12 protein-coding genes and 1 tRNA gene are annotated in these 13,204 nt (G+C 57.8%); 6 read left to right on the forward strand and 7 right to left on the reverse strand.

The window, feature by feature from the left end; translation table 11 throughout:
- Positions 1-14: 14 nt before the first annotated feature.
- The 7 genes from AC2I9W_RS04695 to AC2I9W_RS04725 form a co-directional block, all read right to left on the reverse strand.
- Complete coding sequence (locus tag AC2I9W_RS04695; RefSeq protein WP_486408879.1) at positions 15-3,548, reverse strand: pilus assembly protein; 3,534 nt, start codon at positions 3,546-3,548, stop codon at positions 15-17.
- Positions 3,549-3,659: 111 nt separating this feature from the next.
- On the reverse strand, positions 3,660-4,385 hold the full coding sequence (locus AC2I9W_RS04700; RefSeq protein ID WP_486408880.1) for a pilus assembly PilX family protein: 726 nt from the start codon (positions 4,383-4,385) through the stop codon (positions 3,660-3,662).
- 21 nt (positions 4,386-4,406) lie between these two features.
- Positions 4,407-5,387, reverse strand: coding sequence for a PilW family protein (locus AC2I9W_RS04705; protein ID WP_486408881.1), 981 nt, complete (start codon positions 5,385-5,387; stop codon positions 4,407-4,409).
- Between the two features lie 2 nt (positions 5,388-5,389).
- A complete protein-coding gene (gene pilV / locus AC2I9W_RS04710; RefSeq protein WP_486408882.1) occupies positions 5,390-6,061 on the reverse strand; it encodes a type IV pilus modification protein PilV in 672 nt (223 codons plus the stop codon).
- Positions 6,049-6,648: a GspH/FimT family pseudopilin gene (locus AC2I9W_RS04715; RefSeq protein ID WP_486408883.1), complete on the reverse strand. Its 600-nt coding sequence runs from the start codon at positions 6,646-6,648 to the stop codon at positions 6,049-6,051. Before AC2I9W_RS04715 ends, pilV begins: the two co-directional genes overlap by 13 nt.
- Before the next feature lie 83 nt (positions 6,649-6,731).
- Positions 6,732-7,274, reverse strand: a complete 543-nt coding sequence (locus AC2I9W_RS04720; RefSeq protein WP_486408884.1) for a GspH/FimT family pseudopilin — start codon at positions 7,272-7,274, stop codon at positions 6,732-6,734.
- Between the two features lie 84 nt (positions 7,275-7,358).
- Entirely contained in the window at positions 7,359-7,646 is a 288-nt protein-coding gene (locus AC2I9W_RS04725) for a hypothetical protein (protein ID WP_486408885.1), read from the reverse strand.
- A 236-nt stretch (positions 7,647-7,882) separates the two neighbouring features.
- On the opposite strand from AC2I9W_RS04725, the gene rpsO reads away from it, so the two are divergent.
- From rpsO to AC2I9W_RS04755, 6 genes are all read left to right on the forward strand, one after another.
- The gene (gene rpsO, locus AC2I9W_RS04730; protein ID WP_158390216.1) at positions 7,883-8,149 is read left to right on the forward strand and encodes a 30S ribosomal protein S15; all 267 of its coding nucleotides are present in this window, start codon (positions 7,883-7,885) and stop codon (positions 8,147-8,149) included.
- A gap of 217 nt (positions 8,150-8,366) precedes the next feature.
- Positions 8,367-10,613, forward strand: a complete 2,247-nt coding sequence (pnp, locus tag AC2I9W_RS04735; RefSeq protein ID WP_486408886.1) for a polyribonucleotide nucleotidyltransferase — start codon at positions 8,367-8,369, stop codon at positions 10,611-10,613.
- 155 nt (positions 10,614-10,768) lie between these two features.
- Entirely contained in the window at positions 10,769-11,761 is a 993-nt protein-coding gene (locus AC2I9W_RS04740) for an NAD(P)H-quinone oxidoreductase (RefSeq protein WP_486408998.1), read from the forward strand.
- The gene (gene tpiA / locus AC2I9W_RS04745; RefSeq protein WP_486408887.1) at positions 11,758-12,504 is read left to right on the forward strand and encodes a triose-phosphate isomerase; all 747 of its coding nucleotides are present in this window, start codon (positions 11,758-11,760) and stop codon (positions 12,502-12,504) included. Before AC2I9W_RS04740 ends, tpiA begins: the two co-directional genes overlap by 4 nt.
- Before the next feature lie 57 nt (positions 12,505-12,561).
- Positions 12,562-12,969 (forward strand): preprotein translocase subunit SecG, encoded by a 408-nt coding sequence (gene secG, locus AC2I9W_RS04750; protein WP_486408888.1) that lies wholly within the window; start codon positions 12,562-12,564, stop codon positions 12,967-12,969.
- Between the two features lie 120 nt (positions 12,970-13,089).
- A tRNA-Leu gene (locus tag AC2I9W_RS04755) sits at positions 13,090-13,174 on the forward strand.
- The last annotated feature ends 30 nt before the right edge of the window (positions 13,175-13,204 follow it).

The raw sequence follows: 13,204 nt of genomic DNA on the forward strand, positions 1-13,204 counted from the left end.
AGTGCACGCGTGAATCAGCGCAGTTGACGCCAGCTGGGGCGCAGCGATTGCTCGGGCATGCGGGCCAGGAGTTTCTTGTCGCCCTTGGAGTCGAAGTCTGCAATTTTGTCCTTTTGCGTGACCATGGTGTGCGAGCCCTTGGTGGTTTGCATGCGTGCGACGCCCTGGTCGGTGCTGTTGTAGAACCCATCGCCATTGGCATCGATGATCTGAATGGAGGGAGCCAGGCCATCCATGATGTTGATCAAGGTCAGGTATTGGCGCTCCTCGTCTACCGAGGTGGACTCGCAGCTTTCGACGGTGGTGTCCACGTTCGAGCCCTTGGCGGGTACTTGTGAGTACATGGCCAGAATATTGCTGCCGTCGTAGAACTCCATATTCTTGAGCAGGCGCTCGCCCACGGCTGGAAGGTCCATGTACCAGCCATTGTGCTGAACCCAGTCCATCTTGTTGCTGCTGATGGTGCCGAAGTTGCTGGTTTCTTTGCTGATCGGATCTGTGATCGAAAGCTCCGTGATGCTTTGCGAGGTCAGTTTTGCAGCGGTCACGCCAGTGCCCAGAGGTTTGGGGTGGGGGATGCAGCTGCTGGTGCTGCAGCTGCTGCTCTCTCCGGGGTGGACTTCCAGGCGCGAGCCTTTGGTCGTCTGGATGGTGCGGTAGCGTGTGTTGTCCAGCACCGAGTACAGCGTCTGGACTGCCACATCGTTGGTGTCCCCTTGTGTGACGTTGCGGCCTGTGCCAAAGGCCACCATCATGCCGCCCACTTTAAAGCCTCTTTCGCTGGCGGTGCCTGCGTCAAGGGTCTTGGTGCGGTCATTGGCGCGCACCGTGGGAGCTGCCGTGATGGGCTGCTTTTGCTCGCGCAAAGCACTGCTCAGTGATGCAGGGCCTCTGGCGGTGAACAGCGGCTCTCCGCCGAAAGCCACCTTCCAGTTGGATGATATGTCACTGGTCAGGTCGAACTTCCAGAGATTGCCCAGGTTATCCCCGGCATAGGCGATATCAGGGCGGCCATCACTGTTGAGGTCCACCAGGCGCGGTGCGGACAGGCCGTTATCGGCTGCGTTGCCGGTTCCTGGTTGGTCGTTGGTTGCAGGAATGCGCACCAGCTCGTTTGTGTCCAGATACTGAATCAGCAGCACGGGGCGACCGTTGCTGCTGTTGTAGCCATTGCCCATCACAACCGCCCAGCGGTTGTCGTTCATGCGTGTGATCTGGGTGGTGCGCATGGGGTTGTTGGGGTCCAGAACGGGAGCGGCCGTGATGTGGCCAATATCTCTGTCTTCCTCTTCGGTGAGGACGCACAGCGTTTTTTCGGCAGGGTCCATGGTGCTTAGCGTGCAGTCAGGCGCAGCCTCGGTCGCGCCGCGCGTGCGGTCGAGCCTGACGAGGCTTTGGGCCTTGTCGGCCTTGAAGTCACTGGGGTTGGTGACATCCAGCACAAAGTAGCCCTTGCCGCCATTGCCCAATGTGCCTACCAGCATGGTGCGCCAGTTGGGGTTCTCTGAGCCGTTGTCACTTATATTGCCTGTGCCGAGATCCACATCGCCAGTGATGGGGGAGCCGTCCACATAGTATTTATGCTGCTCGTCAAAGGCGGGTGCGGCCAGTTGCTTCAAGGTGGGAATGACGCCGCGAGGAACATAGGCCAGCTTTTCGCTGCCGTCGGCAGCCGAAAATCCATGCAGCATGCCGTCATTGCCGCCGACATAGATCATGGGGAGGCGCTCTTTTTGATCGCTGGAAAACTTGGAGTACCCATTGAGCGCATAGGTGCTGGCGGGTTTGCCGGTGTACCAGATCACTGAGTTGACGATATCGCCCTGACGGCTTTTACGAGCGCGAAATGGCTTGGCGTTGGTGTAGCCGTTCGTGCTGGAGCCTTCTAGACTCCTTTCCCCTCGGATGTAGTTGAGGATGTTCTGCCCATTGCTGCCCACGGCAACGCCGTTGCCGGGAGTCAGTCCCAGCATGGCTTTTTGCGCGGTACTCAGATAAGTCTCGTCATTACTCCACTGGAACTCAGTGCCGCCTTTGTATTTTTTGATCTCCTTGTTCCAGACATCGCTCCAGCTCAGAATCAGGCGGTTGCCGACAACGTAAGAAGGGTCATCAAGCTTGTCGGCAGTGGTCTGTTTGCTCCATCCTGGGGTGGGAACCAGAGTGCCATCCGTCTGCACGGTCTCGGCTTTTACAAAGCCTTTCCAGGCATTGCTGGGTTCATAGGCACCGGTGAATTTGCCAACCACATTGCGAGTGTTATTGGCGCCGCTGGTGGCGGTGGACGTCAGGTCCGGCTGAGTCTCGGTATTGATGGTGCCGATGATTGCCTCGAAGGCTTTTTTGAGGTCTTCGCCCTTTTCCACGGCATAGAACTGGCCGCGTCCATTCAGGGCCGCATGCCACATGTCGTGGCCACGATCGGCAGTTGATAAGGCTGGGGGCCCCCCCGAATTTCCGCCATAAGCTTTCCAGCGATAGGTGCCATTGGCATAGTTCACAAAGTCGCCGTCATATCCATAAGGCAGCATTGAGGTTGGGTGTGTGATGTTTATTCTGGAATTAGATGTGTAGTTGACTTGTGGAAGTGCGTCACTACTGAAGCCGATAGTGAAGGTCACTAGGTGTGGCCAAGTGGCTGGGTTATATCGAGGGTTCCAGAAGCGCTCTAGCGTGACAGAGGTGTTCGTTCCCCTTTTAGTGAAAGTCTCTGTTGCAGGTGCCTTGCGATATTCAGGAGATGGTTGAACCGAACCTGTCAGGCCACTCGTTTTCAAGGGATTGGCCCAGCTGTAAAAAGCCCAGTCTGCGATAGTGCTGAAATTACTCTCATTGTCTCGATAGAGTTGAGTTTGTGGGCTGGTGGTGCTGTAAGCCGTGCCGTCTGGGAGTGTGTGGGCCGTGCCGTCGTAATTCCTTGGTGATACGTATTGAACACTGCTATTCCAGCCGCCATCTGTTAAAAGAATGTGATAGTTACGGCGGCAGCCCAAATATTCAGGTTTGCTTGCCCCCGGTTTGCTTGCCCAAGGTCCGTTAGGGTGCAGTGCAGCCCGCATATAGGCATCTGCTCGCTGCGACATCCTATGTGTTGGAGTGCCGCCGCTAGCAGCGTATTTATTGTTCATGAACGAAACAAGATTGTTTCTGTGCGTCGAATCCAATATACGCATCAAGTTGGGAGCACTGCTGGAGGCTGTTTGAGACGCTGCGGAGGTGCCCAGATCAGCGAGTGCGTTCTTCGAGTCATTCATGCTTTGCCAAGCAAGACGAATTTTTCCATCAGGTAGCAAGCTTGTGTCACTGAAAACATCGATAACCGCATTTTTAAGCACTGTTGCTCGGGATCCGAGGCCACTACCAGCCGACCCCCCCATACTGCCTGAGTCGTCCAGCGACAAAATTACATTGGGCGCGACATAAGGCTCTTGCGTCCCTGGCGGTGACTGAACCAAATCCAGAGCCCAGACACCATGGGGTGCAAGCGAGGCGCAGGCGGCCAGCGCCAGCAGTTTTTTCTGAAAGTGGGATGGAATGCTGCAATGCATGGCTTTTCCTTGAAAGGTCTGCTTTTTTAGATCAAATTTTTCAGATCAAATTCGACTCAAATGCTTGACAGGTAAGTGCTGTCAGCTCACTTTTATGTCTTTGAGGGGCACTCAGTCCTTGCGCCTTTGCTGGGCGTAAGACTGTTGCAGCACAACCATGGTGTTGGGTTTGCGTCCGTACGCCAGGGCGGTGATGCGATACACCACATTGGGTGTGAGTGTGAGCGGTAGCAGATTGCTGGGGCCGCCTACGACGAGGCCGGCCCCTTGGCTGTCGTAGTAAGGCAGAACTTCAATCCAGTACCAGCCGCCCTGGTTGTCGCCCGTGGCAGCCAGGATGGGGTTAGAGTAGGAGCCCTTGCCTGCGCCGGTGTACTGGCCATAGCGTGCACCGACCGCTTTCATGGCGGTGAGTGTGTCCTTGTCGTTCCAGAAGTCCTGCTTGTCATGGCGCTTGGCGCACAGTGCATTGCGACACAGGGTCTCTTGCGTCGTGAGAACGGCGAGCAGCTGGGTGACCTCTTGCGCTTCGAGTGGTATTTGCTCGGAGATGGCGGTTCTGCAGAGATTGGTATTGCCTGTGCTGCTGCTGGAGTTGCAGGCGCTGCCATCCGCGTTTTCGCCGCGAATGTCCAGCTCGGCATCTTGCAGTAGGGCTTGTGCCGCTTCAAAGGTGCGCTGGTAGTCGGCGTCATTGCCCACCACCAGTTCATTGAACAGCGAGGTGCGTGCGGCCCATAGCGCCAGCAGCATGGAGAGCATGACGAAGATGATGACCACAAACAGGGCGATACCGCGCTGGTGGGGAGGGCGAGTAGCGCGCATGCGTGGTGACATGATGTTTTTTGGCATGGGAAGTTAGAGCACGGAGCCGATCAGCCCCTGGCTGCGCAGCTGAAAGACGTTGCGAAATGTCAGGTGCATGCGCCGGGCCGCAGCGCCGCTGGTGGGGAAGTTGACTTTCTGGCCGCTGCAGTCGGTGTATTGACTGCCTGCGGGAATGTCTATGACCTCATCGCCATAGAGCACCATGCAGATTTCCACAGCTTGCACTTTGCTCCAGCTTTTGTTGCTCTCCACGTCGTCGGCTGTGACGTACTGGATTTTGGTGTCTCCGGCTGAGGTGTTGTCCTGCTGCAGGTAGCGCACCTGGAAGTCGGCGACGTTTTGCAGTATGGGCTGAGCGGTGGTGGGCGGAGTGGTGATTGGGTGTGTGGGCGGGGGAGTCGCGTTGCCTTCGCACTTAAATGTGTTTTTGGCAGCATCGAACCAGAAAATACTTTCCACCCGCTGGTCATCCTTGCGGGGGGACGCAGGGTCGTCTGATGGGCCACCCAGGCAGTTGAGGGACAGGGTTTGTCCCGTCTCTCTGCCATAAACCGAATCCTTGTAACGACGATAGCCAATAGTCAGTGTGACAGGGCTGGCGGTGCCGTTGAGAGTGCTGGTGGCGGGGTCGAAGTCATTGCCTGAGGCTTCGGCGGATGCGGTTGTTTCGAACGCGACGGGGGTTGAGGCGGCCAGCGTCTTGTCCTCGGCTGGGGGGCTGCCGGACGGTCTGTTGGGGTCTAGGTTGAGGTAGAGCGAGCCGGCCTGACGCAGTTGCTGGCCGATGGTGCGGATGGCGTAGGCAGCCTGCTGCTGAATGTCGCTGGCATCGCTGATGGTGCCGGAAACATTGCGCGAGACCATGAGCGCGCCCATGGCGACGGCCACCACGAGCAGGCCGATGACGATGCCCACCATTAATTCCAGCAAGGTGACGCCTTGCTGCTTATGCGCTTCAGCATGTATTTTTGTTTTGAGGCTGAAGTTGGAGGCCTTTGTTGTTATGTGCATGTTCATGCTCCTGCGCAAAAGAATTGGATAGTGCTGCCGCCAAAGTAAGGCGCGCAGCGCGCAGCCACGGAGATGTACTGGAGGTGGCAGGTGCTGCCAGCGGGGCAGGTCTGGGCTTCTTCGCTTTGGTTGCTGCCTGCGCTCAGCTTGCCGTCGGCATCGCGCACCTGCGTTGCGTCAATGTTGTCTCGAAAGGTTTTTTTATCCGTGTCGTTGGTGATCTCGCGCTCGTTTTCGCGCCAGGCGATCATGACGCCGAGCTGGCGGCGGTTGTTGTCAGCGTTTTCGCCTTCGGCTAGGAAGATGCTGGCCTGTCCCAGGGGAAGGAGATTTTCAACCGACTCCTTCCAGGAGTGCAGGTCATGAACAGCCAGTTCGGCTTGAGAGCAGGCCTTGGTGTTGCAGTCGCCTGATGGCGGGGCATCGCTAAAGTCCGAGACGTAGGAGTTCAGGCTGGCCATGGCATTGGGGTTGACCTTGAGTCGCTCGCTGAGGTCTTCGATGAGGCGAATGGCCTGTGCGCGACGCACCGTGGTCTGGGTGTCGCTGAGGGTGCGCATCTGAACGCCGACGATGCCCAGAATGCCAAGGGCGGCAATGACGATGGCGACCAGGGATTCAATCAGCGTGATCCCGCGCTGGCGAGGCAGGCGCTTGACTTTTATGGTGTGCATGGAATTTCTTCTGCTGGAATGATGCGAATGCGTCCGCCGGAGCTCATGCAGAGGCCTTTGGATGCGGGGTGAGATGTAGGTTGTTCAAAGGGGACGATGCTGAAACTGGGCAAGGCTCCATCGACAAGTCCCCAGCGGTTGAATTGGATCGTCTCGGCGCCGCCCTTGCGCGTGATCTGGAGGTTGCGTGGGGTGCTGACGGTATGCAGCACGGGTTCGGCCGCAGTGCAGGTGCCGCTGTTATTGCGGTCTTCGCAGATAAACCAGCCGCAGTCCCACTCTGCTTTGTTGGTGGCGGTTGTACAGCCATCGGTTTTGTTTGGGATTTTCTGGATGACGACTTGACCGCCCCGCTTGATGGCTTCTGAGCGAGCGAGCTGTAAGCTGGATTTCAGCGCTTCGACAGTTTGCATGATTCGCCAGCGCTCGAACAAGGGAGTGAATGAAGGAGCAGCAAGAGCGGAAAGAACAGCCAGTATCGCCACAGTGACCATCAGCTCAATGGCGGTGAAGCCATGGCACGCAGTCTTGTGCGCGCAGGAGGCGGTGATATGTAGGTGCAAGGTGCTGGGGGCGCTTGGGTACATATAACGGGCTCCTTATCGAAGATGGTGACCACGGGGAGGACTGTCTGTGAAAGGCTCTGATTGATAGTTTGCTTGTGGTGGTTTTATGTCGAGCACGCTCCATCGCCGGAGTTGAGGCGCTTGATGCGACCACTGCTGATGCATAAAGAAGCGGCGCTTGATTGCGTACTACTGCCACCTTCGGGCATGAGGCGAAAGACGAAATTAGCCGCACTGCTGCCAGCGGAGAACTGGCCCCAGCGGTCCACCTTGATCGGGTCGCTGAGCTTGGCATTGCTGCCGGCATCGATAAAGCTGACAGTGAGCTTGGAGGGCAGGGTGGTGGTTTGCAGTGGCACGCTACTGCTGTCCTCAAAGACACTCCAGCCTGCGCTCCAGGCGCTGGGGTCGCCCTGGCAGTTGTTGCACGATATGGTGATGCCACCGCCGCGCTTGATGGCTTCGGAGCGTGCGAAGTAAAGCGTAGACTGCAGCTCCTCCGTGGCCTGACGTGTTTTCCAGCGTTCGATTAAAGGGGTGAAGCTGGGTGCGGCGATGGCTGCCAGCACGGCCAGAATGGCCACGGTGACCATGAGCTCGATGGTTGAAAAGCCTTTGGCAAAACGGGGCGAGGGCATTTTGAACATGCCCGGATGTTACATTCTGAAAGCTTGTGTAAGTATTGAGCTTGGACAGGAGGTGCAAAGGTCGCGATGGGCGGTATGGTTTTGTTATTGCTTGGAGGGTGGGCGCTGGGTGTAGCCCGCGCAGGCCCCTGAATTGGGGCGTCCTTGGCACTCCCTATACAAGCGGCGTTCACGTTGTGCAGGAGATTCTTCCGAGCTGCTTCGGATATGTTTGATCTTGACTTGGCCGCTTTGCTTTTTGGCAGCCTTGGACTGACTGGATGCGCGCTCTTTGGCATGGGATGCAGTGGCCGGCAGCAGGCTCAGGGTCAGTGCTGCGAATGCATTAATACAGAGGCTGGCAGGGGACAGGCGTGCAGACGATCTGGACATGGCGCATCCTTGGCTGGAGAGAGGTGAGTGCATTGTTGAGCCCCAAAGTTGTCGCTGCAAGCCGGGTTTGCCAGCCTTCAAGCACAGGCTTGTGGTGTGGCGGTGCAAAGGATAAATGGGCTCTTGATATAATCGACAGGTTTTGCATGGTGCAGGACGCACGCTGAGGCCTTTCCAGTCTTGGCGCAAGTAACCAAGGTGCTCCTTGCTGAGTGCCAAATCCTAAGGAAAACAAAATGATCGCTGCCGATAAGAAGGCTGAAGTTGTCAAGGCCAATGCTCGTTCCGAAAACGACACTGGTAGCCCCGAAGTGCAAGTGGCTCTGCTGACAGCTCGCATCAACGAACTGACTCCCCACTTCAAGGCTAACGCCAAGGACCACCATGGTCGTCGCGGTCTGCTGCGTATGGTGAGCCGTCGTCGTAAGCTGCTGGACTACCTGAAGTCCAAGGATGCTGAGCGTTACACCGCACTGATCGCCAAGCTGGGCCTGCGTAAGTAAGCACGGTGAAAGATCGAAACGCCTGAGTTAGATTGCCTAGCTCAGGCGTTTTTTACTTCGGAGTTTGCAAAACAGAGCGAAGCTGTGTCATTCCACTGCTGTACTGAATGCTTCAGTATCCATAGCGGCTAGCGCAGCACTGGAATGGCATCGTGTTCTGTTTGCACTCCAAATCAAGACTGGATATGCGCATCCAGCTATCTATTAAGGAGTCACTATGACCATGTTCAACAAAGTTACAAAGACTTTCCAGTGGGGCCAGCACACGGTCACCATGGAAACCGGCGAAATTGCCCGTCAGGCCTCCGGCGCCGTGCTGGTCAACATCGACGACACCGTGGTTCTGGCCACTGTCGTGGGTTCCAAGATCGCCAAGGCTGGCCAGGATTTCTTCCCGTTGACAGTTGACTACATCGAGAAGACATACGCCGCCGGCAAGATCCCCGGCAGCTTCTTCAAGCGCGAAGCCAAGCCTTCGGAGCTGGAGACCCTGACCTCGCGTCTGATCGACCGCCCCATCCGTCCTCTGTTCCCCGAAGGCTTCTACAACGACGTGCACGTGGTCATCCACACCATCTCGTTGAACCCTGAAGTGGACGCCGACATTGCAGCCATGATCGCCACTTCGGCGGCTCTGGCTGTGTCTGGTCTGCCTTTCAACGGCCCCATCGGTGCAGCCCGCGTGGGTTACATCAACGGCGAGTACGTGCTGAACCCCGGTCAGACGCAGCGCAAGGATTCGCAGATGGATCTGGTCGTTGCCGGTACCGAGTCCGCCGTACTGATGGTGGAATCCGAAGCCCTGCAGCTGCCTGAGGAAGTGATGCTGGGCGCTGTGGTGTTCGGTCACGAGCAAGGCAAGATCGCCATCGATGCCATCCACGATCTGGTGCGTGAAGGCGGCAAGCCCGCATGGGACTGGACAGCTCCAGCCAAGGACGAAGCCCTGATCGCCAAGGTGACCGAGTTGGGTGAAGCCAAGCTGCGCGCCGCTTACCAAGAACGCAACAAGCAAGTGCGTACGCTGGCTTGCCGCATGGCCTACGCCGATGTCAAAGCTGCTCTGACTGAGCAAGGCGTGGCGTTTGATGGCGTCAAGGTCGAAAGCATGCTGTTCGATATCGAAGCACGTATCGTGCGTTCGCAGATCCTGGCGGGCGAGCCCCGTATCGACGGACGCGATACACGCACCGTGCGTCCTATCGAAATCCGTTCTTCGGTGCTGCCCCGCACCCACGGCTCGGCCCTGTTCACGCGTGGCGAGACGCAGGCTCTGGTGATCTCCACGCTGGGCACCGAGCGCGATGCTCAGAAGATCGATGCGCTGGCTGGCGAGTTTGAAGACCGCTTCCTGTTCCACTACAACATGCCTCCCTTTGCCACCGGCGAAGTGGGACGCATGGGCTCGACCAAGCGCCGCGAAATCGGCCACGGCCGTCTGGCCAAGCGCGCTCTGGCCGCTTGCCTGCCGACCAAGGAAGAGTTTCCCTACACCATCCGTGTGGTGTCGGAAATCACCGAGTCCAACGGCTCCTCGTCGATGGCTTCGGTCTGCGGCGGTTGCCTGTCCATGATGGACGCCGGCGTGCCCATGAAGGCGCACGTGGCCGGTATCGCCATGGGTCTGATCAAGGAAGACAACAAGTTCGCCGTGCTGACCGACATCCTGGGTGATGAAGATCACCTGGGTGACATGGACTTCAAGGTGGCGGGTACTACCAACGGTATTACCGCGCTGCAGATGGACATCAAGATCCAGGGCATTACCAAGGAAATCATGCAGGTCGCCCTGGCTCAGGCCAAGGAAGCGCGCATGCACATCCTGGGCAAGATGCAAGAAGCCATGGGCGAAGCCAAGACCGAAGTTTCCGACTTCGCTCCCAAGCTGTTCACCATGAAGATCAACCCCGAGAAGATCCGTGACGTGATCGGCAAGGGCGGCGCCACCATCCGTGCGCTGACCGAAGAGACCGGTACCCAGATCAACATCGAGGAAGACGGCACCATCACCATCGCCGCTACTGACGGCGCCAAGGCTGAAGCTGCCAAGGCTCGCATTGAGCAGATCACTGCCGAAGTCGAAATCGGCAAGATCTATGAAGGCCCGATCGTCAAGATTCTGGAATTCGGTGCTCTGGTCAACCTGCTGCCCGGCAAGGATGGCCTGCTGCACATCAGCCAGATCGCTCACGAGCGCGTGGAAAAGGTCACCGACTACCTGCAAGAAGGCCAAGTGGTCAAGGTCAAGGTTCTGGAAACCGACGACAAGGGCCGCGTCAAGCTGTCCATGAAGGCGCTGATCGAGCGTCCCGCCGGCATGCCCGAGCGTGAGCCTCGCGAGTCTCGTGGTGATCGCGAGTACCGCGAACGTGCTCCTCGCCAGAACCGCGAGCCACGTGAAAACCGTGAGCCCCGCGAAAACCGCGCCGCTGCTGAAGACCAGCAACAACAGCAACAGCAGTAATGACTGAGTGCAAACCTGACTTGGTGCAGGTTTGCGCTTTGTCTATTGCAGAAGTTCTGCATTGATCCTGTTTTGATAGCTGCTAACGCTTACCCTGTAAGCGCTAGAGCCTGATTTCATTGATAAAGCAAAGCCTGGATATGGAGCACAACACAATGCGAGCGGTGGAGATCACCAGCTACGGCACGCCCGACGTGCTGCGCATGGGTGAGCGTCCCATGCCTGTGGCAGGTGAGGGGGAGGTGCTGATTCGCGTGGCAGCGAGCGGCATCAATCGCCCGGATGTGCTGCAGCGCAAAGGTCACTACGCGCCGCCGGATGGAGCTTCGGATCTGCCGGGGCTGGAGGTCGCGGGTGTCATTGTTGCGGGCGACGAGGCGGCCATGGCGCAAGCCGGCTTCAGGCTTGGCGACCGGGTCTGTGCTCTGGTAACAGGTGGTGGTTATGCGCAGTACTGCGTGGCTCCCGTGCCTCAGTGTCTGCCAGTTCCCGCTGGCCTTAGCGATGTGCAGGCCGCAGCCTTGCCTGAGACCTTCTTCACGGTCTGGAGCAATGTGTTTGATCGGGGTGCTTTGCAGTCCGGTGAAACCTTGCTGGTGCAGGGCGGCAGCAGCGGTATTGGTGTGACGGCGATTCAGCTGGCCAAGGCCCGAGGTGCCAAGGTCATCGTCACGGCGGGCAGTGATGCCAAGTGTGATGACTGCCTCAAGCTCGGCGCCGATCACGCGATCAATTACAAGACGCAGGACTTTGTGGCTGAGGTGCAGCGCATCACCCGTGGCGAAGGCGTCAATGTCATTCTGGACATGGTCGCCGGCAGCTATGTGGCGCGTGAAGTGCAATGCTTGGCGCCCGATGGCCGATTGGTCATCATCGCCGTGCAGGGTGGCATCAAGGCGGAGTTCGATGCGGGTCTCGTGCTGCGCAAGCGACTGACTATTACTGGCTCTACATTGCGCCCACGCTCCGTGGCCTTCAAGGCTGCGATTGCGCAGGCGCTCAAGCGCAATGTCTGGCCCTTGCTGGAATCCGGCAAAGTGCGCCCGGCCATTTATCGTGAATTCGATGCTGCTGACGCCGCGCAGGCTCATGCGTTGATGGAGTCCAGCCAGCACACCGGAAAAATCGTTTTGACTTGGGAAACATGAAGCAAAAACTCATTGTCGGCAACTGGAAGATGAACGGCAGCCTGGCTGCCAATGCGGCTTTGCTGCAAGCCATCAAGCAGGGTCTGCCTGCGAACAACAAGGCGTGCGTAGCGGTGGCTGCACCTGCGGTGTATCTGGCTCAAGTGCAGGCTGAGCTTGCGGGTTCTGCTATTGGTGTGGGAGCGCAAGACGTTTCTCAACACGAGCAGGGCGCTTTCACCGGTGAAGTCTCGGCCACCATGCTCAAAGAGTTTGGTGTGCGCTATGCGCTGGTCGGTCACTCCGAGCGTCGTCAGTACCATGGCGAAACCGACGCAGCTGTGGCTGCCAAGGCCCAGGCGGCTCTGGCTAAGGGCATCACGCCTATTGTCTGTGTGGGTGAAACGCTGGCAGAGCGCGAAGCCGGTCAGACCGAGGTGGTGGTCAAGCGTCAGTTGGCAGCGGTTATTCAACAAGTGGGTCAGTGCGTGAGCGAGCTGGTTGTGGCTTATGAGCCCGTCTGGGCCATTGGAACCGGCAAGACCGCAACGCCTGATCAAGCTCAGCAAGTCCATGCCGTACTGCGTGCACAGTTGGCTGTTGCGACTGAAAAAGCAGATCGCGTGCCTTTGCTCTACGGCGGCAGCATGAATGCAGCCAATGCAGCACAACTGCTGGCTCAGGCCGACATTGATGGCGGCCTGATCGGTGGTGCGGCTTTGAAGGCTCCGGACTTCCTTACCATTATTGCGGCGGCGCAATAATCCATTGGCGCCGCGCTTGGGTGTGGCGCACCCTGATTTCGATTACTAGGTTTTGATATGAACGTCTTATCCAGCGTCATTCTTGCGGTTCAGATGTTGACCGCTCTGGGCATGATCGGCCTGATTCTCATGCAGCACGGCAAGGGTGCTGATATGGGGGCCTCTTTCGGTAGCGGCTCGTCTGGCAGTCTTTTTGGTGCATCGGGCAGTGCCAACTTCCTGTCGCGCTCCACGGCGGTACTGGCCACGGTTTTCTTTGTGTCGACCCTGGCTCTGGCGTATCTGAGCAATGCACGTCCTGCCAGCTCGGGGAGTGTTTTGGAGGGGGCTTCTGTTACCGCTCCTGCTCCTGCGCAGTCTGTGCCTGCTACCGATGTTCCGCCTGCTGCTTCAGGCGATGCATCCGTGCCTCCTGTCGCGCCTGCAGCCGGAGCTGAAGGTGCTGCTCAGATCCCAACAAAATAAATTAGAGAAAAACTTGAAGAACCCCAAAGAGTGGGGTTTTTCAGGCTAGAATCTAGGGATTGTCTGGGGATCAGAATCTTTGCAACGAGGGTTCCAGAGATTGCCAGGCTTTGAGACGAAGCCGTCGTGGTGGAATTGGTAGACACGCTATCTTGAGGGGGTAGTGGCGAAAGCTGTGCGAGTTCGAGTCTCGCCGACGGCACCAACACATAACTAAAAACCTGCCCTGCTGATC

The organism is Comamonas sp. FUJ_7, assembly GCF_057369555.1.

Excerpts from the sequence above, each read along its gene's own strand:
- tpiA (WP_486408887.1), top strand. The coding sequence starts at position 11,758 with ATGAAGCAAAAACTCATTGTCGGCAACTGGAAGATGAACGGCAGCCTG.
- rpsO (WP_158390216.1), top strand. The coding sequence starts at position 7,883 with ATGATCGCTGCCGATAAGAAGGCTGAAGTTGTCAAGGCCAATGCTCGT.
- AC2I9W_RS04705 (WP_486408881.1), bottom strand. The coding sequence starts at position 5,387 with ATGCACATAACAACAAAGGCCTCCAACTTCAGCCTCAAAACAAAAATA.
- AC2I9W_RS04720 (WP_486408884.1), bottom strand. The coding sequence starts at position 7,274 with ATGTTCAAAATGCCCTCGCCCCGTTTTGCCAAAGGCTTTTCAACCATC.
- pilV (WP_486408882.1), bottom strand. The coding sequence starts at position 6,061 with ATGCACACCATAAAAGTCAAGCGCCTGCCTCGCCAGCGCGGGATCACG.
- AC2I9W_RS04725 (WP_486408885.1), bottom strand. The coding sequence starts at position 7,646 with ATGTCCAGATCGTCTGCACGCCTGTCCCCTGCCAGCCTCTGTATTAAT.
- AC2I9W_RS04715 (WP_486408883.1), bottom strand. The coding sequence starts at position 6,648 with ATGTACCCAAGCGCCCCCAGCACCTTGCACCTACATATCACCGCCTCC.
- pnp (WP_486408886.1), top strand. The coding sequence starts at position 8,367 with ATGACCATGTTCAACAAAGTTACAAAGACTTTCCAGTGGGGCCAGCAC.
- AC2I9W_RS04695 (WP_486408879.1), bottom strand. The coding sequence starts at position 3,548 with ATGCATTGCAGCATTCCATCCCACTTTCAGAAAAAACTGCTGGCGCTG.
- secG (WP_486408888.1), top strand. The coding sequence starts at position 12,562 with ATGAACGTCTTATCCAGCGTCATTCTTGCGGTTCAGATGTTGACCGCT.
- AC2I9W_RS04700 (WP_486408880.1), bottom strand. The coding sequence starts at position 4,385 with ATGTCACCACGCATGCGCGCTACTCGCCCTCCCCACCAGCGCGGTATC.
- AC2I9W_RS04740 (WP_486408998.1), top strand. The coding sequence starts at position 10,769 with ATGCGAGCGGTGGAGATCACCAGCTACGGCACGCCCGACGTGCTGCGC.